Genomic DNA, 22,283 nt, shown 5'->3' on the forward strand with positions numbered 1-22,283 from the left:
GATAGATGCCGCCCCATGCCCGCCTCCCGCACCGTGGCCGTCATCCCCGCCCGCCATGCCAGCACCCGCTTCCCTGGCAAGCCGCTCGCCCTCATCGCCGGCACTCCCATGGTCGAACACGTCTGGCGCCGCTGTCAGGAAGCCAGCGCCTTCGACGAGGTGTGGGTGGCCACCGATGACGCGCGCATTCGCGACGTCGTGGAGGGCTTCGGCGGCCGCGCGGTGATGACCAGCCCCGCCTGCCCCACCGGCACGGACCGCATCGCGGAGGTCGCCCGCGCCCGCCCGGACGTGGACGTGTGGGTGAACGTGCAGGGAGATGAACCGCTCGTGGACCCCGCCGCACTCAAGGTGCTGGCGGACCTCTTCCAGGACGACGCGGTGCACATGGGCACCCTGGTGCGTCCCCTGGAGGCGGAGGAGGTGGACAACCCCAACGTGGTGAAGGCCGTGCTCGCCCTCAACGGTGACGCGCTCTACTTCAGCCGCGCCGCGGTGCCGCACGCCCGCGAGCCCGGCACCCCCGTGCGCCGCTGGGCCCACCTGGGCCTCTACGGCTACCGCCGGGACACGCTGCTGAAGCTCGCCACGCTCCAGCCCACGCCCCTGGAAGAGACGGAGAAGCTGGAGCAGTTGCGCGCCCTGGAGCACGGCCTGCGCATCCGCTGCGCCAGCGTGAACTGGCGCACCGTGGCGGTGGACGTGCCGGAGGACGTGGCCCGCGTGGAGGCCGTGATGCGCGAGCGCGCCGGCGTCAGATGACCGGCAGCTCGTCCGGCTCGTCGCCCTTGGGGAAGGCCGCGTCGATGCGCTGGAGCTCCTCCTGCGTGAGCTTCAGCGAGGCCGCGCTCGCGTTGTCGCGCACGTGCGCAGCGTCGCTCGCCTTGGGGATGGCGAACACCGACGGCCGGCGCACGAGGAACTGGAGCGCCACCTGGAAGGGCGTCACGCCGTGCGCCTTCGCGATGGACGCCAGCACCTTGCCGCCCGCGCTGGTCGGTGACGGGAACTGCCCGTTGCCGAACGGGCTGTAGGCCACCACCGCCACGCCCTGCGCCTCGCACCACGGGACGACCGCGTGCTCGATGGCGCGCTCCTCCAGGTGGTACAGCACCTGGTTGCACGCGATGCGCCCCTTGCCCGCGAGCGCCAGCACCTCCTCCAGGTCCTCCACCCCGAAGTTGCTCACCCCCCAGGAGCGGATCTTCCCGGCCGCCACCAGCTCCTCGAAGGCCTCCACCGTGCCCTCCAGCGGGTGCGAGCCGGGCCAGTGCAGCAGGTAGCAATCCAGCCGGTCCGTGCCCAGCCGCTTCAGGCTGCGCTCACAGGCGGCCACCGTGCCCCGGCGCGTCGCATTGGAGGGCATCACCTTGGAGACGAGGTACACCTCGTCGCGCCGGCCCGCGATGGCCTTGGCCACCAGCGTCTCCTCCACGCGGCCGTGGCCGTAGAGCTCCGCGGTGTCCAGGTGCGTGAGCCCCAGGTCCAGCCCGGCGCGCAGGGCGCGGATGGCCCCTTCCGCGTCGTCCTCCTCCATCTGCCAGGTGCCCTGTCCGATGACGGGCACCGCCACCCCGGTGTTGCCGAAGACGCGCTTCTCCATGGCCCCTCCTCGCATGGAACAAACCCTGGAATACCACCCGGGCCTCCCGCCTGCATCCCGGCCCTGCGTCACCGTCCGGGCTGCACGCCCCCCGACAGTCCAGTAGGCTCCGGCGGTGCCTCCCTCCGTTACCGCTCCGACATCCCGCCGCTCCTCCGGGGTCACCGTCCGCCGCCTGCTGGCCCTCGCCCGCCCAGAGGTCGGCACGCTGCTGTTCGCCACCGTCTTCCTGCTCATCAGCAGCGGCGCCAGCCTCGTGTACCCCCAGGGCGTCCGCATCCTCATCGACGAGGCCCTCAACGCGAAGAACCGCGACCTCATCGACAGGGCCGCGCTCGTCATGCTGGCCGTCTTCATGGTCCAGGGCGTCGCCACCGCCCTGCGCTACTACCTCTTCAGCACCGCCGGTGAGCGCGTGGTCATGCGCCTGCGCCATGACTTCTTCCGGAGCCTCATGGACCAGGAGGTGGCCTTCTTCGACACGCACCGCACCGGAGAGCTCACCAGCCGGCTCGCCTCCGACACCACCGTGCTCCAGAACACGGTGAGCGTGAACATCTCCCAGGGGCTGCGCAACGCCGTGCAGGCCCTGGGCGGCATCGTGCTGCTCTTCTACACCTCCGCGTCGCTCACGTTCCTGATGCTCGCCATCGTGCCCCTCGTCGCCGTGGGCGGCATGGTCTACGGCCGGCGCGTGCGCGGGCTGTCGCGCAACGTGCAGGACGCGCTCGCCAAGGCCAGCGAGGTCGCCGAGGAGAGCCTGTCCGGCCTGCGCACCGTGCGCTCCTTCGCGGCCGAGCCGTCCGAGGTCGCGCGCTACGGCAGCACCGTGCGCCACGCCTACGAGGTCGCCCGCCACCGCGCGCGCCAGTCCGCCGCCTTCATGGGCGGCGCCTCCAGCGCGGGCTACATCTCCGCGGTGGTGGTCTTCTGGTACGGCGGCCGGCTGGTGGTGAACGGCGAGCTGTCCGTGGGTGCCCTCACCTCGTTCCTCATCTACACCATGCTCGTGGCCGTCTCCCTGGGCTCGCTGGCGGACCTCTGGGCGGACTTCATGCGCGCGTCTGGCGCCGCCGAGCGCGTCTTCGAATTGATGGACCGCACGCCCGCCATCCCCGCCACCGAGGGCGAGCGCCCCGCCACCGTCGAGGGCCGCGTGGAGCTGCGCGACGTGCACTTCGCCTACCCCACGCGCCCGGACGTGCCGGTGCTCCAGGGCATCGACCTCACGCTCAAGGCCGGCGAGGTCGTCGCCGTGGTGGGCTCCTCCGGCGCGGGCAAGTCCACCCTCGCCGCCCTCCTGTCGCGCTTCTATGATCCGCTCCAGGGCCAGCTGCTGCTGGACGGCCGGCCCCTGCCGTCCCTGGACCCCAGCTGGCTGCGGCGCCACGTGGGCATGGTCGCCCAGGAGCCCCTGCTCTTCTCCTGCTCCATCGCGGACAACATCCGCTACGGCCGCCCGGACGCCACCGACGCGGAGGTGGAGGCCGCCGCCCGGGCCGCCAACGCGCACGACTTCATCCAGCGCTTCCCGGACGGCTACCGCACGGAGGTGGGCGAGCGCGGCGTGCAGCTGTCCGGCGGCCAGAAGCAGCGCGTGGCCATCGCGCGCGCCGTGCTCAAGGACCCGCGCATCCTCATCTTGGATGAGGCCACCAGCGCCCTGGACGCGGAGAGCGAGCACCTGGTCAAGGACGCCCTGGACCGGCTGATGCAGGGCCGCACCACGCTCATCATCGCCCACCGCCTGTCCACCGTGGCCAACGCCCAGCGCGTGCTGGTGCTGGAGCACGGCCGCGTGGTGCAGAGCGGCACCCACGCCACCCTCATGACGCAGGACGGCCTGTACCGCCGCCTCGTGGAGCGTCAGGTCGTCGCCGCCTGAACGCTCGTTCCCCGGACGACCCTCTCCCACCCCACCATCTGCGTGGCGAGAAATGGGGCCGCGCATTATCTCTGCTGCCGCAAGAAAGGAGGTGATGCCTTGAACGACAGCAAGATCAAGGCGTCCACCTCCGTCGCGGTGGCCTGCTAACGCAGGTTGTCCCCGGCGGAAGTGACGCCCGCGGTAACGAGTCGCCCCTGCCTTTGCCGGCGGGGGCGACTTTTTTCGTCCCCTTTCCTACCGGGAATGTCCTGTCCACCCACCGGTTCGTGGCCGCCGGGGGGAAGCACATCCACGACCGTCGGGGTCGACTGCAGGAGAACTGCCGTGTCCATCACACCGTGCCCCATCCCTCTGCCTTCCGCCCTCCGTGACGAAGAGACGGTGGACGACCAGCGCAACCTTTTTTGTCCCAACTACGACGCCTGCCTTCACCAGGTCGTCAAGAAAGGCTGGGAAGGCTGGAGCTGCCGGGGGTGCGACCTGCGGCACTTCCGCGTGGGCCAGCCCACCGCCCAGCAGTTCGCGGTCGCCCGTCCCGGCGGTTGGGACGCGCAGTGAAGGGCTGACCCTGCGGGTCGGGCCAGCCGAGCGTCCAGCCGTCAGAGAATATTTGACGCCCCCTGGCCCTCTTGGCAGGAAGGGACATGCGCTCCAAGAAAACCAAGTTCATCTTCGTGACGGGCGGCGTGGTCAGCTCGCTGGGGAAGGGACTGGCCTCCGCATCCATTGGCGCCCTCCTCGAGAACCGCGGGCTGGACATCACCCTCATCAAGCTGGATCCCTACATCAACGTGGATCCGGGCACGATGAGCCCCTTCCAGCACGGCGAAGTGTTCGTCACCGAGGACGGTGGCGAGACCGACATGGACCTGGGCCACTACGAGCGGTTCACCCACGCCCGGATGAGCCGCCTCAACAACTTCACCTCCGGCCGCATCTACAACGCGGTCATCACCAAGGAACGCCGGGGTGAGTACCTGGGCAAGACGGTCCAGGTGATTCCGCACGTCACGGATGAGATCAAGGCCAGCATCCGCCAGGCCGCCCAGGACGTGGACGTCGTCATCGTGGAGGTCGGCGGCACGGTGGGCGACATCGAGTCCCTGCCCTTCCTCGAGGCCATCCGCCAGATGCGCTACGACGTGGGCAGCCAGAACGCCGTCTACATCCACCTGACGCTGCTGCCGTACATCGGCGCCGCGGGTGAGGTGAAGACCAAGCCCACGCAGCACTCGGTGATGAAGCTGCGCGAAATCGGCATCCAGCCGGACTTCCTCCTGTGCCGCACGGACCGGGAGATTTCGCGCGAGCTGAAGGACAAGATCGCCATGTTCTGCAACGTGGACAACGGCAACGTGTTCACGTCCCCGGACGTGCGCAGCATCTACGAGCTGCCCCTGGAACTGCACCGCCAGGGCCTGGATGAGCGGCTGGCGGAGGTGCTCAACATCTGGAGCCGCGCGCCCCACCTGGAGAAGTGGGAGACCATCGTCCGGAAGATCTACGAGCCCGCGCGCGGCGAAGTCACCGTCGCCATCGTGGGCAAGTACGTGAACCTCACGGAGAGCTACAAGAGCCTCAACGAGTCCCTGCTCCACGGCGGCATCGCCAACGACGTGCGCGTGAAGCTGCGCTTCGTGGACAGCCAGGACGTGGAGGCGCAGGGACCGGAGAAGACGCTCGAGGGCGTGGACGCGGTGCTCGTGCCCGGCGGCTTCGGCGTGCGCGGCACGGAGGGGAAGATCGCCGCGGTCCGCTACGCGCGCGAGAACAAGCTCCCCTTCTTCGGCATCTGCCTGGGCCTCCAGATGGCCGTGGTGGAGTTCAGCCGCACCGTGCTGGGCTTGAAGGGCGCCAACAGCCTGGAGTTCGACGAGCACACCGCGCACCCGGTGGTGACGCTCATGGAGAGCCAGGTGAAGGTGCAGGACAAGGGCGGCACCATGCGCCTGGGCAGCTACGCGTGCGCGCTCAAGCCCGGCACCGTCGCGCACAAGCTCTACGCCAACGACTCCATCCAGGAGCGCCACCGCCACCGCTACGAGGTCAACAACGCCTACCGTGGCCGTCTCCAGGAGGCCGGGCTCGTCATCTCCGGCCACAACCCGGAGCTGAACCTGGTGGAGATGATTGAGCTGGCGGACCACCCGTACTTCGTCGGCTGCCAGTTCCATCCCGAGTTCAAGAGCAAGCCCTTCGCCCCCCACCCGCTGTTCTCCGGCTTCATCGGCGCGGCGCTCGCCCAGCGCGACGCCACCCGGACCGCCCCGGTGCGCTCATGAGCAACACCCCCTCCATCGAGCTGTGCGGCCACAAGGTCGGCCCCGGCCAGCGCCTCTTCGTCATCGCCGGCCCGGACAGCATCGAGTCCGAGGAGATGGCGCTGCGCCACGCCCACCTCCTCAAGGGCATCACCGCCCGGCTGGGCGTCCCGTATGCCTTCAAATGTTCCTATGACAAGGCCAACCGGACCAGCGGCAAGTCCTTCCGCGGCCCGGGTTTGAAAGAAGGTCTGAGAATCCTGGACCGCATCCGCCGGGAGGTGGGCGTGCCCGTTCTCACGGACGTCCATGAAACCAGCCACGTCGGGCCTGCCGCAGAAGTCGTGGATATCATCCAGATACCCGCCTTCCTCTGCCGCCAGACGGACCTTGTGGAGGCGGTGGCCCGCTCGGGCAAGGGGGTGAACTTGAAGAAGGGACAGTTCGTCGCCCCCAAGGACATCGTCCACTCGGCGAAGAAGGCCGTGGAGGCGGGCAACCCCAACATCCTCGTCACCGAGCGGGGCTCGTCCTTCGGCTACAACAACCTCGTCGTGGACATGCGCGGCTTCGCCCAGATGCGCGAGGCCGGCCTCGTCGTGTGCATGGACGCGACCCACGCCGTCCAGCTCCCCTCCTCCAGCGACGGCAAGACAGGCGGCGAGCGCAGGTTCGTCTCGCTGCTCGCCCGGAGCGCCGCTGCCGCCGGGATTGACGCTTTATTCACAGAAGTCCACGAAGACCCCGACCGTGCCCTGTGTGACGGTCCGTGCTCGCTCAATCCCCAGATGTTCGAGGACGTGGTACGAGATGTGCTCAGCATCCGCCGCGCGCTGGGTCACGAAGCCAGTTGATGGACGCGAAAGGTGAGGAGGCCATGCAGACGGAAGCGCCTTCCAAGCCGGGCAAGGAAGAGCTGACGTCCCGTGCGTCGCGAGTGCGATTGCTCGTGTTCGACGTGGATGGCGTCCTCACCGACGGCGCGCTGTACTACGGCGACAACGGCGAGGTGATGAAGCGCTTCAACGTGAAGGACGGCCATGCGCTCGTCATGGCCCGGCTGGTGGGCCTGCCCGCCGCCATCCTCACCGCGCGCACCTCCCGCATCGTCGAAGCGCGGGGCCGGGAATTGGGTCTCGCCGCCATCTTCCAGGGCCGCAAGGAGAAGGGTCCCGCTCTCCAGGAATTGCTCGCCCAACTCCAGATACCCGCGAATCAGTGCGCGTATATGGGAGACGACCTCAACGACCTGGACCCCATGTCGCTCTCCGGGCTTTCCGCCTGTCCCGCGGATGCCGTTCCAGAGGTGCGCCAGGAAGCGGACTTCGTTACGCAGAACGTGGGCGGTCACGGAGCCGCCCGTGAGCTGGTCGAGCTGTGCCTCCGTGCCAGTGGCCGTTGGGACGACGCCGTGGGTCTGATGCGAAGCACAGGTAAACGCAGCACGTCGTAGGGTGGGTTGATCAAACCCCGCATTCAAGGTAGGTGTTTATTTCCATGGCTAGTGGAACGATGCAGTCCGAGGGGAGTACGGCGATGACGGACCAGCTCTACACGACGCACGACATCAGTCGGTTGCTTCAGGTGGACCCGTCGACGGTGAGCAAGTGGATCGACCGCGGCATCCTGATGGCCTTCCGGACTCCGGGTGGCCACCGCCGCGTGCGTTCGACCGACCTGCGCACCTTCCTGGTCACCCACCAGATGCCCGTGCCCGAGGAGCTGGGCAGCAGCACGGTGCGCCTGCTGGTCGTGGACGACGAGCGGCCGGTGCTGGACGCCATCAAGCGCGCCTTCAAGCCGCACGCGAACCAGGTGGAGCTCCAGACGACGACGAGCGGCGTGGAGGCCCTGCTGCTCGTCTCCGAGCAGAAGCCGCACGGGATGATCATCGACCTCAACATGCCGGACATCGACGGCATCGAGGTCTGCAAGCGCATCCGCGCGCGCAAGCAGATGGAGGGCGTGCGCCTCATCACCATGACGAGCAATCACACGCCCGACGTGGTGGAGCAGTCCAAGCAGGCCGGCGCGGTGGCGTGTCTGGCCAAGCCGCTGGACGTGACGCAGGTGATGGAGCTGTTCCGGGTTCCGCTGGCGCTCAACACCAGCGCTGCTCGCAAGTAACAAGGCGGGGGCTTCCGCCGGCCACCGCGGAAGCCCTCGGGTCGTAAGACTGCTTGCGGGAGTCGCCGCGCCTCGTCTCAGCGAGGGCAGCGGCCTCCCTGATGGGGAGTTGATGCACGCGCATCAACCCTGGACCTTCACCTCGACGACGCGGGGCTTGGTCTCCTCGCGGCGCGGCAGGGTGAGGGTGAGCACGCCATTGTCGTAGCGGGCCTCCACGCGGGTGGCATCCACCGTGTCAGGCAGGCGGAACTGGCGCGCGTAGACGCCCGAGGCGCGCTCCTGGCGGCGCAGGGTGCTGCCTTCCGGAACGTCTTCCGCCTTGCGCTCGGAGCGCACGGTCAGCACGCCGTCCTCCACCTTCACCTGGATGGACTTGGCGTCGTGGCCGGGCAGGTCCACGCGCAGCGTGATGCCGGACTCGGCCTCCAGGATGTCCGCCGCGGGCGTGACGGTGCGCTCGGCGTCGTTGCGCACGCCCAGCTCGCGGAACAGGAAGTCGAAGTCGCGCAGCAGCGGGTGGGTGATGGCGGCGTTGTTGAAGGGATAGCGGGCGTTCAGCATGGTCTTCTCCTGAGCGTGTCGTCCCATCGGACGCACGTTGTGCGGGTTCACAGTCGTTGTTGAGTCGGCGTCCGGGGCCCCGTTGTGTCGTTCGGGGGTGCCCGGCAGCGCCTTACAAGACTCAAGAGAACCATGGTTCGGGACGTGTCAAGGAACGGCCCCCACCGTCCTGGAGGCCCTGGAACGGCCCCTCACGCCCGCCCGCCTGCCCTCCTGCCAGGAGGCCGCCGCGCGGGACTTCAGTCGTCGTCGCGGCCCAGCATGACACTGGCGCCGTCGTCGTCCCGGGTGACGCGCACCTGCCAGGGGCGGCAGCAGACGGGGCAGTCCTCCACGTAGGACTCGGTGGAAGCGCCCAGCGAGTCGACGTCGACTTCGACCTCCTCACCGCAGTAGGGGCACAGCTGGGTGGCGGCGTCCGCGAAGGGCTGCATGGGGCAAGCCTCCTTGCTCTCAAGGCGTGTTCGGTGACGTGGACTGAGCGTCCGCGCCATCAGACGCTAGAATCCCCACCCCATGGCTCCCCCTTCCCGGAATCGCATCGCGGACATCCTCGTCAAGGCGCGCGTCATCGACGAGTTGCAGCTACGCAGCGCGCTCGCGTCGCTGGACCAGTGGGGCGGTCGCGTGTCGCGCGTCGTCGCGGACCTGGGCCTGGCCTCCGAGGAGACCATCACCCAGGCCATCTGCCAGGGATTGGGAATGCCCCGCGTGCAGCTGGGCAACCTGACGAAGGACGCGGCGGCGCTCGCGCGCGTGGACGTGGGGCTCGCCGAGCAGAAGGGCATCTTCCCCGTGCAGCTCAAGGACAACGGGAAGACGCTGGTGCTGGCCATGTCCGACCCCACGGACCTGGCCACGTTGGATCAGGTCGCCGCGCGCAGCCGCGCCCGCGTGGTGCCCATGGTGGCGGGCGACCGTGAAATCGAGCACGCCATCCTGCGCCACTACCGCGGCCAGGAGCCGGTGGAGAAGAAGCGCTTCAAGCCCGACACGAACAAGCAGCAGGACGCGGGCGAGCTCCCGGAGGAGGAGGAGTTCAAGGTCGTCGACATGAGCGGCAAGACGGTCGTCAAACGCATCAGCGACATCGTCGACCCGAACGCCGCGCCGGCCGCCGCCGCGCCCGCCCCTGCTGCGCGCGCGGCCGCCGCGCCCGCCGCCGCTGCCGCCGCGGGCTCCAGCGCCTCGGACATCCTGGATGAAATCCTCGCGGGCGGCTCGCCCACGTCCGAGTGGACCGAGGAGGACCTGGCCCGGCTGCAGACGGTGCAGCAGAACCAGGAGAAGAGCTCGAAGATCCTGCGCGCCCTGCTGGAGCTCGTCTTCGAGAAGGGCGCCGTCCAGCAGCGCGAGCTGGCCGCGCGAATGCGCGTCTGACGTTCAGCCCACCTCGCGCAGCTCGCGCGCGGTGAGCCCCAGCAGCGTGAGGATGGTGTCCAGCCCGCCGGCGGAGATGGACGTGTCAGCGGCCTCGCGCAGCTTCGGCTTGGCGCGGAAGGCGATGCCCAGGCCCGCCTTCTCCAGCATCAGCAGGTCATTGGCCCCGTCGCCCACGGCGATGACCTGCTCCAGCAGGATGCCCTCCTGCTTCGCCAGCGTCTCCAGCAGCTCCGCCTTGCGGCGCGCGTTGACGATGGTGCCCACGGTCCTCCCGGTGAGCTTCCCGTCCTGCACCTCCAGCGCGTTGGAGTACGCGAAGTCGATGCCCAGCCGCTTCTGCAGCGCCTCCGCCGCCACGGAGAAGCCGCCGCTGATGACCGCGGTGCGGTAGCCCAGGCGCCGGAGCACGCGGATGAGCGTCTCCGCCCCTTCGGTGAGCGGCAGGTTCGCGGCCAGGTCGTGCAGCACGCGCGCGTCCAGCCCGGCCAGCAGCGCCACGCGCTGGCGCAGGGACTCGTCGTAGTCCATCTCCCCGTGCATCGCGCGCTCGGTGATGGCGGCCACCTTCGCGTGGACGCCGTACGCCCGCGCCAGCTCGTCGATGACCTCGATGCGGATGAGCGTGGAGTCCATGTCCATCACCACCATGCGCTTGCCGCGCCGGTAGAGGCTCTCGCGCTGGAGGGCCACGTCGAACGTGGGGCTCGCCATGGACAGCGCCAGGAGCGCGCGCTTGAGCGCAGTGGGGTCCGCGTCCGCGGGCAGCGTGACATGCAGCTCCACTGCCGCGAGCGGCGTCTCGCTCAGCCGGGTGATGCGCTCCACGCGCGCCTTCCCCGCCACCAGCTCCTGCGTCAGCGCGTGCACGTCGCGCACGCCCAGCGCCTTGCCCGTCGCGGTGACGACGTAGCGCAGCGGCTCCGGCCCTGATTCCGGAGAGGCCGGGGGCATGGCGCGCACGTCCACCGTGACGCCCAGCTCGCGGGCCAGCTCGGGGAGTCCTTGAAGGGCCTCACCGCCCGGCACGCGCACCCAGAGGGCCAGGGTGAGCAGGCCGTGCACCACCACCTGCTCCACGTCGAGCAGCTCCGCGCCCGCTTTCGCGAGCAGGCCGGTGAGGCGGGCGGTGGTGTCGGGGCCGTCCCTTCCGGTGACGGTGAGGAGGACGCTGTCGGGAGGGCGCGTGGTCATGGGCGCGCCGCAGTCTGACAGGTCCGCGCGGGACCGGGCGAGCCTCGAGGAGGGAGGCCCGCCCGCCCGGTGGGCCGGCTACTCCTGCGGATCCGACGACAGGATGAGCGAGCCGCGATCCAGGTACTCGCGCTCCGGGAACGCCTTGTAGAAGTCCGCCAGCATCGCGTCCACGTCCGGGTAGCGCTGCTCGCGCCGGTCCTGCGTGGCCTTGTCGAAGAGCTGATCCAACCCGCTGGGCGCCTCCGGGTTCACCTCCGAGGGCAGCGGCGAGCGGCGGCCCGGAATCTGCCCGGTGAACATCTCGTAGAGCAGGATGCCCAGCGCGTACACGTCCGCGGAGGGGCCCGGCTCCTGGGTGCCCTTGTTCATCAGCTCCGGCGCCATGTAGACCATGCCGCCCGTGCCCACGAACACCTGGGGCATGCCCTTCGTCGCGTCCACCTCCACCACGCGGCTCATGCCGAAGTCGGCGAGCTTCGCGTTGCCGTACGCGTCGAAGAGGACGTTCTCCGGCTTGATGTTGTGGTGCGTGAGCCCCGCGGCGTGCGCGGCCCTCAGGCCGTACGCCAGCTGCAGGAACGTGCGCAGCGCGTGCGGCACGTCGATGCCCTTGCCGCCGGAGGCCTCCAGCCGCTCCTTCAGGCTGCCGCGCATCAGCTCCACCACGAAGTAGGGCCGCGCCGAGTCCACGTTCTGGTCGATGATCTGCACCACGCCCGGGTGGCGCACCTGCGCCTGCGCGCACAGCTCCTTCTTCAGACGCTTGAGGACCTCACCGCGCTGCAGGAAGGAGAAGTAGCCGAAGATGTCCTTCAGCTCCTTGATGCAGATGTCCAGCCCCAGGGCGTTGTAGCGGCCCTTGAAGACCGTGCCCAGCGGCCCCGTGCCGATGGGGTCGAACTTCTGGTAGCGCAGGTCCAGGTCGCTGGTGCCCTTCGCGGCGGCAGCGGCGGCGGCATTGGGGACCGGGGCTGCGGGAGCGGGCGTGGAGGCGGGAGGGGGCATCGGAGCGGGCGCGGCGGAGAGCGGAGGGGTGATGATGAGCGGCTGGGACGCGCTGGGAACCGGCGCGGTCACCACGACGGACTGGGGCACCGGGGCGGGCGTCGGCGGCAGCCCGATGAAGGTCTCCCGGCGCCCTTCCGCCGGACCTTCCTGGCGGGAGGCCGGCTGCGGCTGCGGCGGCGCGATGGGCGCGGCCGCGGCGGGCTGCATCTGGGTCGCGGCCTGCGCCAGATCCAGTGCGGGCATCGCCACGCGGTGCGTGCGGGACGGCGGCACGGGCGGCGGCCCGACCTGGGACTGGGCCTGGGCGGACGAGCCGTCCACCTCCGCCTCGTCCAGCAGCAGCTCCGGCGGCGGCGGCGGGACGCTCATCGGCTCGTCCTCGTCCAGCGGACGGCCGATGTGCGTGGCGTCCTCCGCCGGCAGGAGCTGATCCGCGAAGAAGTCGTCGACCTCCGACGCGAAGCGGTCCTGCAGGTCCCCCTCCACCACCCGCTCGCCCTGTTCGGTGAGCTTGAGCTGGGCCTCGCGGTCCATGGCGATGTAGTGGAACTTGCGCAGGAAGAAGAAGTAGCTGTCGAACTCCAGCGAGACGGACGGTTCGAGGGCGGCCTTCACGTCGGCCAGCTTGTTCGAGCGTCCCAGGCGGCCGTTCTCCCGCAGATTCTGCAGGATGAGCAGCGCCTCGCCACTGACGGTGTCACGATGGATGGCGGGCTTCGTCATGGGTGCGCGGACTCTACGCGGCACCCGCCCGGCGCATCAACGTCTGGTGCGTTGAACTACCGGATGCGAAGCAGCTGCTTCACCGTCTCCAGGACTTCCACGAACCGCACGGGCTTGCGCAGGTAGATGTCCACCCCCAGCTGCATCGCCCGCTCCTGGGCCTCCTTGCCGCCCGCGGAGATGGCGATGACCGGGATGCCCTTGAGCTCCTCTTCCTCCCGGATGCGCTCCACCAGGGCGAAGCCGTCCATCACCGGCATGTAGAGGTCCAGCATCACCAGGCTGAAGCGGTCCTCGCGCAGCCGCAGCAGGGCGTGGTGCCCGTCCGGCGCGAAGTGGACCTCCAGCGGCACCTTGCCGTGCAGGTCGTTGCTCGCCAGCTTCTTCAGCACGTAGCTGTACATCTCGATGATGTGGGGGTTGTCCTCGACGATGAGCACACGGTACCCGTCCTGCTCCGAAGGGGTCACCGCGCTGTCGTTGGGTCCCGCCGCACTCAAGATGTCACCCAGTCGCCGCCGGTCCTGCTCGCTCTCCACACGGATGCCCACGCCTCCCGGCTGATCGGGAGCCGCCAGGCGCACCCACGCCACGATTCCGGCGACTTCTACCGGATCCAGCAGTCCCGGGAAAGAAAGTGCAAGCCGAAGCTCGTCCCCCACCGCGAAGAGCTGCTCGGTCTGGACGAAGAAGCCCCCGGCGGAGAGGTTTTCCGTCACGTCCCGCAGCGGCCGGCCATGGGCGTAGTCCACCCGGAGGATGGTGGGGACACGAGGGTGCTGCCGCTGGTCCGCAGGGTCCAAGCTCATAACAAGGGGTTGAAATCGCTCAATAATTTGCTGATGGCGGTCCAGTGTACCGCCGAGGGTTTATGTTGACAACGAAGCCATTGCGGCAATACGTACGGCCCGCCATGGCGGAGCCCCTGTTCACTCCTGAAGAGCAGAAGAAGTTCGACGCGGGGATCGCGGAAATCCTCTCGCACTACCCCTCTGATCGCAAAAGCGCCGGCATGCTTCCCGCGCTGCGCCTGCTGCAGGACCTCAAGGGGTGGTTGCCTCCTGAAGGTCTTCGGCTGGTGGCGAAGAATCTGGAGGTCACGCCGGAGCGCGCCTACGAGGTCGCCAGCTTCTACGTGATGTACCACCTCAAGAAGCCGGGCAAGTACGTCATCGACGTCTGCACGAACCTGTCCTGTTCCCTCTGGGGCGCGGAGAAGATGCTCGCGTACCTGGAGCAGAAGCTGGGCCTGACCGCCGGGGAGACGAACGACAAGTTCACCCTGCGCGAGACCGAGTGCCTGGCGTCCTGCGGGACGGCGCCCTGCCTGCAGATCAACGAGGATCACCACGAGCGCCTGACCCAGGCGAAGCTGGACGCCATCCTGGCCCGGCTGTCGTGAGTCGCCCCTCCTCCCCCTCGCTTTCCTAGGACGTTCATCCATGGCCTCTACGGCAAAGGCGGTCGAACCCGTCATCTCGGCGGCCTGGGGCAAGCCCCAGTCCTGGACCCTCGACAGCTACCGGTCGCGCGGTGGCTATGACGGGCTCAAGCGCGCGCTCTCCATGGAGCCCGCCGCCATCATCGACGAGGTGAAGAAGTCCAACCTGCGCGGTCGCGGCGGCGCGGGCTTCCCCACGGGCATGAAGTGGAGCTTCGTGCCCAAGGACAGCCCCAAGCCCAAGTACCTCGCCGTCAACGGCGACGAGTCCGAGCCGGGCACCTTCAAGGACCGCTACATCCTGGAGAACGACCCGCACATGATGCTGGAGGGCATCGCCATCGCGTCGTACGCGCTGGGCGTGCACACCTGCTACGTGTACCTGCGCGGCGAGTTCAAGTTCCAGGCGGAGCGCACCCAGGCCGCCATCGATGAGGCCTACAAGGCCGGCATCTTCGGCAAGTCGCTGATGGGCAAGGAGGGCTTCGCGCTCGACTGCTTCCTCGTCCGCGGCGCGGGCGCGTACATCTGCGGCGAGGAGACGGCGCTCCTGGAGTCCCTGGAGGGAAAGAAGGGCTGGCCCCGCCTGAAGCCCCCCTTCCCCGCGGTGGTGGGCCTGTTCGGCTCCCCCACGGTGGTGAACAACGTGGAGACGCTCGCCAGCGTGCCGCCCATCCTCGCCAAGGGCGCGGAGTGGTACGCGAAGCTGGGCACGGACAAGTCCGGCGGTACGCACCTGGTCTGCCTGTCCGGCTCCGTGAACCGCCCCGGCGTCTACGAGGTGGGGATGCACACCACCATCCTGGAGCTGATCCACGACGACAAGTACGGCCAGGGCATGCCCAAGGGCCGCAAGGTCAAGGCGGTCATCCCGGGCGGCTCCTCGGCGCCGGTGCTGGGCGCGGACGAGCTGGACGTGGCGCTGGAGTTCGAGGCGCTGAAGATGAAGCAGACGATGGCCGGCTCCGGCGGCGTCATCGTGATGGACGACGCCACCTGCATGGTGCGCAGCCTCTGGCGCGTGGCCCGCTTCTACGCGGAAGAGTCCTGCGGCCAGTGCACGCCGTGCCGCGAGGGCACGCCCTGGCAGACGCGCCTGCTGCGCAAGATCGAGGAAGGCCGCGCGGAGATGAGCGACATCGACATGCTGTCGAACGTCGCCTCCTCCATCGCGCCCTACCCGCCCATCGGCTTGGGCAACACCATCTGCGCGCTCGGTGACGCGGCGGCGCTGCCCACGCACTCCTTCCTCATGCGGTTCCGGGACGAGTTCGAGGCTCACGTTCGGGAGCACCGCTGCCCGTACGGTGACCACCCCTGGGGTTCCTTCGGAGACTGGTCTTGAACATCGAATTGGTCCTCTTCGGCGTCTTCGCCGTCATGACGCTGCTGTCGGCGGGGCTGGTCATCACCGCGCGGAGCCCCATCAACTCCGCCATGGCCCTGGTGTCGACGTTCTTCTTCCTGGCCGGCATCTACGTGCTGCTCTGGGCGCACACGGTCGCCGTGATGCAGGTGCTCGTGTACGCGGGCGCCATCATGGTGCTCTTCCTCTTCGTCATCATGCTGCTCAACCTGGGGGACGCGCCCCACCGCGGCAAGCCCACGGTGACGCGCCTCTTGGGCGGCGCCTCCGCGGTGGGCCTGCTGGCCGTGCTGGGCGTGACGCTGGGCCGCATGGACGCGCAGCCCGCGACGTTCGACGCGAAGGGCCAGGCGGCGTTCGGCACCATGGCGGCCATTGGCCAGTCCATCTTCACCACCTGGCTGCTGCCGTTCGAAGCGGTCAGCCTGCTCCTGCTGGTGGCCATGGTGGGCGCGGTGGTGGTGGCCAAGTCCCGCATCTGACCTCCAGCGCCTCTTCCGGACAACCCAATGGTCCCCATCACCTACTACCTCCTGCTGGCCGCGGCCCTCTTCTGCATGGGCATGTTCGGCGTGCTGGTGCGTACCAACGCGCTGGTCGTCTTCATGTGCGTGGAGCTGATGCTCAACGCGGTCAACCTGACGTTCCTGGCCTTCTCGCGCATGCACGGCGAGGGCACCGGGCACGTGTCCGCCTTCTTCGTCATCGCCGTGGCGGCCGCGGAAGCGGCCATCGGTCTGGCCATCGTCATCGCGGTCTTCCGCAGTCGCGGCTCCGTGAACGTCGACGACATCCGGACGATGAAGCACTAACGCCCCGTCACCCCTGAGCCCATCCATGGACGGAATCGTCGAATTCTTCAGAACGGCACCCATCCCCCCGGAGGTGTTCGCACCCTCCCTGGGGTTGATCATCCTGCTGCCGCTTTTGGGCGCGTTCGTGTGCGGCGTGTTCGGCAAGTGGCTGGGCCGGGCCAACGTGCACCTGGTGGCGTGCTCCGCCATCGCCGGCGCCTTCGTGCTGAGCGTGCTGGCCTTCTGGGCCACCAGCGACGCGGCGGCCGGGCGCGTGGTCAGCATGCCCAACCCGTTCGGCATCGAGCGGGACACCATCCGCTACGCCATCGCGCACGACTACGGGACGTGGTTCGCCGCGGGTGACTTCCGGGTGAACTTCGGCCTGCTGGTGGACCACCTGTCGGGCATCCTGCTGCTCATCATCACGGGCGTCGGCTTCCTCATCCACCTGTACTCCACCAGCTACATGGAGCACGACGACGGGTACTGGCGCTTCTTCGCGTACCTGAACCTCTTCGTCGCCGCGATGCTCACGCTGGTGATGGCCGACAACCTGGTCCTGCTCTTCGTGGGCTGGGAGGGCGTCGGCATGGCCAGCTACCTGCTCATCGGCTTCTGGTACACGGACAGCGCGAAGGCGTGGGCGGGCCGCAAGGCGTTCGTCACCAACCGCATCGGTGACTTCGCGTTCCTCATCGCCACGTTCCTGCTCATCCTCACGGTGAGCGCCTTCAACCGCCAGGCGGACGCGCGCGACTACAACGCCGCGGGCAGCAGCCGGGCGCGCTACGAGCAGGGCATCTCCGAGAAGGGCCCCGTCACCTTCAAGGGCCTGGAGAAGCTGGCCCTGGCCCTGCCGGAAGGCACGGGCGGCGCGGTGTCCCTGGCCACGCCCATCGAGTCCGGGCCGCTGTCCGGCTACACCTTCGGCGGCGTGATGACGTCCATCATGCTGCTCTTCCTCCTGGGCGCCGCGGGCAAGAGCGCGCAGCTGCCGCTGTACGTCTGGCTGCCGGACGCGATGGCCGGCCCGACGCCGGTGTCCGCGCTCATCCACGCCGCCACGATGGTGACCGCGGGCGTGTACCTCTTCTGCCGCATGAGCGCGCTGCTGGTGCTCTCCCCCACCGCCATGGCGACCATCGCCATCGTGGGCGCGCTCACGTCGCTGCTGGCGGCGCTCATCGCGTTCGCGCAGGACGACATCAAGAAGGTGCTCGCCTACTCCACGGTGTCCCAGCTGGGCATCATGTTCATGGGCGTGGGCATGGGCGTCTTCTGGGCCGCCGCGATGCACCTGATGACGCACGCGTTCTTCAAGGCCTGCCTCTTCCTGGGCGCCGGCAGCGTGATGCACGGCAACGGGGACGAGACGGACATCAAGAAGCTGGGCGGCCTGTGGAAGGAGATGAAGTGGACGCACGCCACGTTCCTCATCTCCACGCTGGCCATCACGGGCATCTTCCCCATCATGTCCGGCTTCTTCTCCAAGGACGCCATCTTCCACGGCGTGCACCACAACCACCTGCACGGCCTGGAGTGGGTGTCCGGCTTCGTCTACGTGCTGGGCCTGCTCATCACCGCGTCCACGGCGTTCTACATGTCGCGCGTCTACCTGCTGACCTTCACGGGCAAGCGGTCCCCGGAGGCGAAGCTGGCGCACGCCCATGAGAGCGCGTGGCACATGACGCTGCCGCTGGTCATCCTGGCGTTCCTCGCCTTCATCACGTTCGTCTACGCCCTGCCGCTGATGCCCCGCACGGGCGGCGGGACGCAGCCGGTGTTCGAGAACTTCCTGTCCCCGGTGCTGCGCCCGGCGGAGACGGTGGCCCGCGTGGCGGAGACGGTGAAGCTGGACACCAGCGTGCCCGGCGTCGGCGACTACGCCTTCGCGTGGATGTGGGCGCTGCTGGGCGGCGGCGCGGCGGCCTTCGCGTACCTGAAGTTCTTCCCGTCGCGGGTGGGTCAGCCCGTGCCGGCCTTCGCGCGCGCGGTGCGCCGCACGGCGCTCAACAAGTTCTACGTGGACGAGCTCTACGAGTTCATCCTCATCCGGCCGGTGAAGTTCATGGCCTTCATCCTCTTCCGCGTGGTGGACGCGCTCGTCATCGACACGGTGCTGGTGCGAGGCACCGCGTACGTCACGGAGAAGGTGGGCCTCGGGCTGCGCCGGCTCCAGACGGGTGACGCGCAGGCCTACGCCGCCATCATGGCGCTCGCCATCCTGGGCGGCGCGGTCTACGCCCTCGTGCAGGTGCTTTCATGAGCTTCTTCGACACCCACCTGTTGAACGTCGTCATCTACCTGCCGCTCGTGTTCGCGGCGCTGGTGCTGGCCCTGCCGGCCTCCGAGCACGGGCAGGTCCGCGCCATCACGTTCGTGGGCATGCTGCTGGACCTGGTGTTCGGCGTCTGGGCGTACTTCCGCTTCGACCCGTCGGGCGCGGAGTTCCAGATGGAGTACCGCGTCCCGTGGTTCCAGCAGTTCGGGATGAGCTACCACCTGGGCGTGGACGGCCTGGCCGTGAGCCTGCTGCTCCTGACGGTGTTCCTGGGCCCGCTGGTGGTGCTCGCCTCCACCACGTACATCCAGCACCGCATCAAGGAGTTCCACCTGGCGCTGCTGGTGCTCCAGACGACGATGCTGGGCGCGCTGGCGTCGATGGACGTCCTGCTCTTCTACATCTTCTTCGAGGCCATGCTCATCCCCATGTACCTGATGGTGGGTGTGTGGGGCGCGGAAGACCGGCGCATGGCGGCGGTGAAGTTCTTCCTCTACACGCTGGTCGGCTCGCTGCTGATGCTGGTGGCCATCGTGGCCGTGTACTTCATCAGCGGTGGCCCGGGCGTGCGCTCGTTCGACTACGGCACGCTCTACAACAACCTGCTCGCCGCCAATCAGCAGCTGGCCGCGTGCAGCAGCGGGCCGGAGGGCGCCTGCGCGGGCCTGTCGGGCCTGGCCGCGACGCTGCACACCTACGGGCCGTGGATGTTCGCCGCGTTCGCGCTGGCGTTCGCCATCAAGGTCCCCATGTGGCCGGTGCACACCTGGTTGCCGGACGCGCACGTCCAGGCGCCGGTGGCGGGCTCCATGATTCTTGCCGGCGTGATGCTGAAGATGGGCACCTACGGCTTCTGGCGCTTCGCGATTCCGCTCTTCCCGGTGGCGGCGCACCAGGCCCGTCCGTTCCTCGCGGTGCTGGCCGTGATTGGCATCGTGTACGGCGCGCTGATGTGCCTGGCGCAGCGGGACATCAAGAAGCTCATCGCGTACTCGTCCGTCAGCCACCTGGGCTACTGCATGCTGGGCCTGCTCGCCGTCACCGGTGAGGGCGCCACGGGCAGCGCGTACCAGATGCTCAACCACGGCGTGTCCACGGGCGCGCTGTTCCTCCTGTTCGGCTTCCTCTACGAGCGCCGCCACACGCGCCTGATGTCGGACTACGGCGGCATCGCCAAGGTGATGCCGGTGTTCACCGCGGCGTTCGTCATCATCACCTTCTCGTCGGTGGCGGTGCCGGGCACCAACGGCTTCATCGGCGAGTTCCTGGTGCTGATGGGCACGTTCAAGAGCAGCCTGCACCTGGGCTTCGGCGCGTTCGCCACGCTGGGCGTCATCCTGGGCGCGGCGTACATGCTGTGGATGGTGCAGAAGGTGTTCTTCGGCAGCATCACGCACCGGGAGAACCAGCACCTGCGCGACATGAACCTGCGCGAGATGCTCACCACGGCCCCCTTCATCGTGCTGGTGGCGGTGATGGGCCTGATGCCGCAGCCCTTCCTGGACCGCATCGCTCCGTCCACGGACCGCTACGTGGCGCGCGCCAGCGTGGGCGCTCCGGGCGCCACCCAGGCGAAGGACGACCAGCTGCGCGTGGAGGTCATGGCGCTGCCCTCCTCCGCCGCCGTGGCCCGCCCCTCCGTTCCCGCGCCGCTCGCCGCGCGCGAGTAGGCCCCGAAAGACTCCATGAACCTGCCAAATATCACCCTGGCGGAATTCCTCCCCATGCTGCCCGCCATCATCATGGTGGTGGCGGCCTCCGTCCTGCTGTTGTCGGAGGTGTTCCTCTCCGCGACGGCGTCCCGTGGCTACCAGGCGGTGCTCACCGTCGTGGCGGCGGTGGCCAGCGGCGCCGTGGCCGTGGGCCTGATGTTCGAGCCGCCGCGCGAGGTGTTCCTCGGCTTCGGCGTGCTGGACCCCTTCTCCAGCTTCCTCACCCTGGTGGTGAGCGTGGGCCTGGGGCTGGCGGCCCTGAGCGCGGTGGGCTTCCTGCGCCGTCGCGGCGCGGAGCGCGGTGAGTTCTACGCGCTGATGCTCTTCGCCTCCGCGGGCATGAGCCTGCTGGCGATGTCGTCGGAGTTCATCACCATCTTCGTCAACATCGAGGTGCTCTCCATCGCGACGTACGCGCTGACGGCCTACCTGCGCCGCGGCACGCGCCCCAGCGAGGCGGGCTTCAAGTACTTCATCCTGGGCGCCTTCTCCTCCGCCATCCTGCTGTACGGCACGGCGCTGCTCTACGGCGCCACGGGCACGACGAAGCTCAACGACATGGCGGGGCCGCTGCAGCAGGCGCTGTCCACCACGCCGGCGCTCGTCTACGTGGGCGCGGTGCTCATCGCCGCGGGCTTCGCGTTCAAGGTCGCGGCCGTGCCGTTCCACATGTGGACGCCGGACGTGTACGAGGGCGCCCCCACCCCGGTGACGGCGCTCATGAGCGCGGGCGTGAAGGCGGCGGCGTTCGCGTCGCTGGTGCGCGTCTTCGTCACGGTGGGCAAGGGCATGGACCCCAAGCTGCCGCTGATGCTCTTCGCCACGCTGGCGCTGCTCACGATGATCGCCGGCAACCTGATGGCCATCCCGCAGCGCAACGTGAAGCGCATGCTGGCGTACTCCTCCATCGCGCACGCGGGCTACCTGCTGCTGGGCGTGGCGGCGCTGTTCGTCGCGGCGCCGGGCGAGCACTTCCGCCTGCTGTCCGCGTCCTCGCTGTCCGGTGGCACGCCGCTGGACGTGGCGCGCTCGGACGCGCTGCGCGGCATCCTCTACTACCTGCTGGCGTACACCTTCAGCGCGACGGGCGCCTTCGCCATGGTCTCCGCGCTGGAGCGCCGCGAGGACGAGGAGAAGGGAACCGCGTGGGACCTGGAGCGCTTCGCGGGCCTCGCGCAGCGCCGTCCGGGTTGGGCCTTCGCCATGGCGGCCTTCATGCTGTCCCTGGGCGGCATCCCCCCCACCGTCGGCTTCATGAGCAAGCTGCTCATCTTCCAGGCGGCCATCGACGTGGGCCTCGTGGGCCTCACCGTGGTGGCGGTGCTCAGCAGCGCGGCGGGCGCGTATTACTACCTGCGCGTCGTGGTCTACATGTTCATGCACCCCATCCCCGAGGGCGCCCAGCCGCTGGAGCGCAACTGGGGCACGGAGGCCGCGCTGGTCATCGCCACCGTCGCCGTCGTCCTGCTGGGCATCCTCCCCGGCCACGTCACCGACTGGCTGGCCCAGGCCGGCACGCTGTTCGGTCAGTAGCCTCCGCCGGCAGCTCGCGGCACCCGACGCCCGCCTCGGCCCCCTGGCCCTGGCGGGCGTTGTCGTTGCGGGGCATGGCTCACGGCGTCACGGCCGGCGAAGGCCGTGGGTGCATTTCAGAAATGAAATGGCTTCGCACCGCGTCATGCGGATCAGCGGCGGGCCAACGGACGATGCGGGGAGCGGAAAAGAAGGCGGCCCGGCACCCGTGAGGGTGTCGGGCCGCGGGTCTTCTCAAGGTGACACACCGGAAGTGCTGAAAGGGTGGGGGGGAACCACTTTCAGCCTCGCTTCGATGCGTCCCGACCTAGCCTTTAGCAGGTGCCATGCCAGCGCTCGCGGAGGACGAAATCCTAGACCTTCCGGGCACTTGGACGCGGGGGCGATGCTGCTGCCTCCATC

21 protein-coding genes are annotated in these 22,283 nt (G+C 68.9%); 15 read left to right on the forward strand and 6 right to left on the reverse strand.

Going from position 1 to position 22,283, the window contains the following annotated elements:
* Positions 1 to 15: 15 nt before the first annotated feature.
* On the forward strand, positions 16 to 762 hold the full coding sequence (gene kdsB, locus JYK02_RS16730) for a 3-deoxy-manno-octulosonate cytidylyltransferase (protein ID WP_207052254.1): 747 nt from the start codon (positions 16 to 18) through the stop codon (positions 760 to 762).
* On the opposite strand, the gene JYK02_RS16735 is transcribed toward kdsB, so the two are convergent.
* A complete protein-coding gene (locus tag JYK02_RS16735) occupies positions 755 to 1,603 on the reverse strand; it encodes an aldo/keto reductase (protein ID WP_207052256.1) in 849 nt (282 codons plus the stop codon). The genes kdsB and JYK02_RS16735 overlap by 8 nt on opposite strands.
* Positions 1,604 to 1,718: 115 nt before the next feature.
* On the opposite strand from JYK02_RS16735, the gene JYK02_RS16740 reads away from it, so the two are divergent.
* From JYK02_RS16740 to JYK02_RS16765, 6 genes are all read left to right on the forward strand, one after another.
* Complete coding sequence (locus JYK02_RS16740; protein WP_207052257.1) at positions 1,719 to 3,488, forward strand: ABC transporter transmembrane domain-containing protein; 1,770 nt, start codon at positions 1,719 to 1,721, stop codon at positions 3,486 to 3,488.
* 327 nt (positions 3,489 to 3,815) lie between these two features.
* Entirely contained in the window at positions 3,816 to 4,049 is a 234-nt protein-coding gene (locus JYK02_RS16745) for a hypothetical protein (RefSeq protein WP_014393887.1), read from the forward strand.
* Positions 4,050 to 4,135: 86 nt separating this feature from the next.
* Positions 4,136 to 5,773: a CTP synthase gene (locus JYK02_RS16750; RefSeq protein ID WP_207052259.1), complete on the forward strand. Its 1,638-nt coding sequence runs from the start codon at positions 4,136 to 4,138 to the stop codon at positions 5,771 to 5,773.
* The gene (kdsA, locus tag JYK02_RS16755; RefSeq protein ID WP_207052260.1) at positions 5,770 to 6,606 is read left to right on the forward strand and encodes a 3-deoxy-8-phosphooctulonate synthase; all 837 of its coding nucleotides are present in this window, start codon (positions 5,770 to 5,772) and stop codon (positions 6,604 to 6,606) included. Before JYK02_RS16750 ends, kdsA begins: the two co-directional genes overlap by 4 nt.
* Before the next feature lie 23 nt (positions 6,607 to 6,629).
* Positions 6,630 to 7,205, forward strand: a complete 576-nt coding sequence (locus tag JYK02_RS16760; protein WP_207055154.1) for a KdsC family phosphatase — start codon at positions 6,630 to 6,632, stop codon at positions 7,203 to 7,205.
* A 44-nt stretch (positions 7,206 to 7,249) separates the two neighbouring features.
* Entirely contained in the window at positions 7,250 to 7,879 is a 630-nt protein-coding gene (locus tag JYK02_RS16765) for a response regulator (protein ID WP_043321054.1), read from the forward strand.
* Positions 7,880 to 8,002: 123 nt separating this feature from the next.
* Here JYK02_RS16765 and JYK02_RS16770 read toward each other — a convergent pair whose 3' ends face one another.
* Together JYK02_RS16770 and JYK02_RS16775 are read right to left on the reverse strand one after the other, a co-directional pair.
* Positions 8,003 to 8,443, reverse strand: coding sequence for an Hsp20/alpha crystallin family protein (locus tag JYK02_RS16770; protein WP_242588776.1), 441 nt, complete (start codon positions 8,441 to 8,443; stop codon positions 8,003 to 8,005).
* A 239-nt stretch (positions 8,444 to 8,682) separates the two neighbouring features.
* On the reverse strand, positions 8,683 to 8,877 hold the full coding sequence (locus tag JYK02_RS16775) for a CPXCG motif-containing cysteine-rich protein (protein ID WP_207052262.1): 195 nt from the start codon (positions 8,875 to 8,877) through the stop codon (positions 8,683 to 8,685).
* An 82-nt stretch (positions 8,878 to 8,959) separates the two neighbouring features.
* Between JYK02_RS16775 and JYK02_RS16780 the strand changes: the two genes are divergently transcribed.
* Positions 8,960 to 9,823, forward strand: coding sequence for a general secretion pathway protein GspE (locus JYK02_RS16780; RefSeq protein ID WP_207052264.1), 864 nt, complete (start codon positions 8,960 to 8,962; stop codon positions 9,821 to 9,823).
* Between the two features lie 3 nt (positions 9,824 to 9,826).
* On the opposite strand, the gene serB is transcribed toward JYK02_RS16780, so the two are convergent.
* The 3 genes from serB to JYK02_RS16795 all read right to left on the reverse strand — a co-directional run bounded on the left by serB (position 9,827) and on the right by JYK02_RS16795 (position 13,560).
* Positions 9,827 to 11,017: a phosphoserine phosphatase SerB gene (gene serB, locus JYK02_RS16785; protein ID WP_207052266.1), complete on the reverse strand. Its 1,191-nt coding sequence runs from the start codon at positions 11,015 to 11,017 to the stop codon at positions 9,827 to 9,829.
* 78 nt (positions 11,018 to 11,095) lie between these two features.
* Positions 11,096 to 12,751 (reverse strand): serine/threonine-protein kinase, encoded by a 1,656-nt coding sequence (locus tag JYK02_RS16790; RefSeq protein WP_207052268.1) that lies wholly within the window; start codon positions 12,749 to 12,751, stop codon positions 11,096 to 11,098.
* A 56-nt stretch (positions 12,752 to 12,807) separates the two neighbouring features.
* Entirely contained in the window at positions 12,808 to 13,560 is a 753-nt protein-coding gene (locus JYK02_RS16795; RefSeq protein ID WP_207052270.1) for a TIGR02266 family protein, read from the reverse strand.
* 104 nt (positions 13,561 to 13,664) lie between these two features.
* Between JYK02_RS16795 and nuoE the strand changes: the two genes are divergently transcribed.
* Genes nuoE through JYK02_RS16830 form a run of 7 tightly spaced genes read left to right on the forward strand, consistent with a single transcriptional unit; the run spans position 13,665 to position 21,881 of the window.
* The gene (gene nuoE / locus JYK02_RS16800) at positions 13,665 to 14,153 is read left to right on the forward strand and encodes a complex I 24 kDa subunit family protein (RefSeq protein WP_120527358.1); all 489 of its coding nucleotides are present in this window, start codon (positions 13,665 to 13,667) and stop codon (positions 14,151 to 14,153) included.
* 40 nt (positions 14,154 to 14,193) lie between these two features.
* On the forward strand, positions 14,194 to 15,537 hold the full coding sequence (gene nuoF / locus JYK02_RS16805) for an NADH-quinone oxidoreductase subunit NuoF (RefSeq protein ID WP_207052272.1): 1,344 nt from the start codon (positions 14,194 to 14,196) through the stop codon (positions 15,535 to 15,537).
* On the forward strand, positions 15,534 to 16,040 hold the full coding sequence (locus JYK02_RS16810) for an NADH-quinone oxidoreductase subunit J family protein (protein ID WP_207052273.1): 507 nt from the start codon (positions 15,534 to 15,536) through the stop codon (positions 16,038 to 16,040). The genes nuoF and JYK02_RS16810 overlap by 4 nt, the downstream gene beginning before the upstream one ends.
* Before the next feature lie 27 nt (positions 16,041 to 16,067).
* Entirely contained in the window at positions 16,068 to 16,370 is a 303-nt protein-coding gene (gene nuoK / locus JYK02_RS16815; RefSeq protein WP_171415993.1) for an NADH-quinone oxidoreductase subunit NuoK, read from the forward strand.
* Positions 16,371 to 16,395: 25 nt separating this feature from the next.
* On the forward strand, positions 16,396 to 18,621 hold the full coding sequence (nuoL, locus tag JYK02_RS16820; protein ID WP_207052275.1) for an NADH-quinone oxidoreductase subunit L: 2,226 nt from the start codon (positions 16,396 to 16,398) through the stop codon (positions 18,619 to 18,621).
* The gene (locus JYK02_RS16825; RefSeq protein ID WP_207052276.1) at positions 18,618 to 20,306 is read left to right on the forward strand and encodes a complex I subunit 4 family protein; all 1,689 of its coding nucleotides are present in this window, start codon (positions 18,618 to 18,620) and stop codon (positions 20,304 to 20,306) included. The genes nuoL and JYK02_RS16825 overlap by 4 nt, the downstream gene beginning before the upstream one ends.
* A gap of 15 nt (positions 20,307 to 20,321) precedes the next feature.
* Complete coding sequence (locus tag JYK02_RS16830; protein ID WP_207052277.1) at positions 20,322 to 21,881, forward strand: NADH-quinone oxidoreductase subunit N; 1,560 nt, start codon at positions 20,322 to 20,324, stop codon at positions 21,879 to 21,881.
* Positions 21,882 to 22,283 lie beyond the last annotated feature (402 nt).

This window comes from Corallococcus macrosporus (genome assembly GCF_017302985.1).
GTDB classification, from domain to species: Bacteria; Myxococcota; Myxococcia; order Myxococcales; family Myxococcaceae; genus Corallococcus; species Corallococcus macrosporus_A.

Coding starts and splice junctions, on each gene's coding strand:
- kdsB (WP_207052254.1), top strand. CDS start 16: ATGCCCGCCTCCCGCACCGTGGCCGTCATCCCCGCCCGCCATGCCAGC.
- JYK02_RS16735 (WP_207052256.1), bottom strand. CDS start 1,603: ATGGAGAAGCGCGTCTTCGGCAACACCGGGGTGGCGGTGCCCGTCATC.
- JYK02_RS16750 (WP_207052259.1), top strand. CDS start 4,136: ATGCGCTCCAAGAAAACCAAGTTCATCTTCGTGACGGGCGGCGTGGTC.
- kdsA (WP_207052260.1), top strand. CDS start 5,770: ATGAGCAACACCCCCTCCATCGAGCTGTGCGGCCACAAGGTCGGCCCC.
- JYK02_RS16760 (WP_207055154.1), top strand. CDS start 6,630: ATGCAGACGGAAGCGCCTTCCAAGCCGGGCAAGGAAGAGCTGACGTCC.
- JYK02_RS16765 (WP_043321054.1), top strand. CDS start 7,250: ATGGCTAGTGGAACGATGCAGTCCGAGGGGAGTACGGCGATGACGGAC.
- JYK02_RS16770 (WP_242588776.1), bottom strand. CDS start 8,443: ATGCTGAACGCCCGCTATCCCTTCAACAACGCCGCCATCACCCACCCG.
- JYK02_RS16775 (WP_207052262.1), bottom strand. CDS start 8,877: ATGCAGCCCTTCGCGGACGCCGCCACCCAGCTGTGCCCCTACTGCGGT.
- JYK02_RS16780 (WP_207052264.1), top strand. CDS start 8,960: ATGGCTCCCCCTTCCCGGAATCGCATCGCGGACATCCTCGTCAAGGCG.
- serB (WP_207052266.1), bottom strand. CDS start 11,017: ATGACCACGCGCCCTCCCGACAGCGTCCTCCTCACCGTCACCGGAAGG.
- JYK02_RS16790 (WP_207052268.1), bottom strand. CDS start 12,751: ATGACGAAGCCCGCCATCCATCGTGACACCGTCAGTGGCGAGGCGCTG.
- JYK02_RS16795 (WP_207052270.1), bottom strand. CDS start 13,560: ATGAGCTTGGACCCTGCGGACCAGCGGCAGCACCCTCGTGTCCCCACC.
- nuoE (WP_120527358.1), top strand. CDS start 13,665: ATGGCGGAGCCCCTGTTCACTCCTGAAGAGCAGAAGAAGTTCGACGCG.
- nuoF (WP_207052272.1), top strand. CDS start 14,194: ATGGCCTCTACGGCAAAGGCGGTCGAACCCGTCATCTCGGCGGCCTGG.
- nuoK (WP_171415993.1), top strand. CDS start 16,068: ATGGTCCCCATCACCTACTACCTCCTGCTGGCCGCGGCCCTCTTCTGC.
- nuoL (WP_207052275.1), top strand. CDS start 16,396: ATGGACGGAATCGTCGAATTCTTCAGAACGGCACCCATCCCCCCGGAG.
- JYK02_RS16825 (WP_207052276.1), top strand. CDS start 18,618: ATGAGCTTCTTCGACACCCACCTGTTGAACGTCGTCATCTACCTGCCG.
- JYK02_RS16830 (WP_207052277.1), top strand. CDS start 20,322: ATGAACCTGCCAAATATCACCCTGGCGGAATTCCTCCCCATGCTGCCC.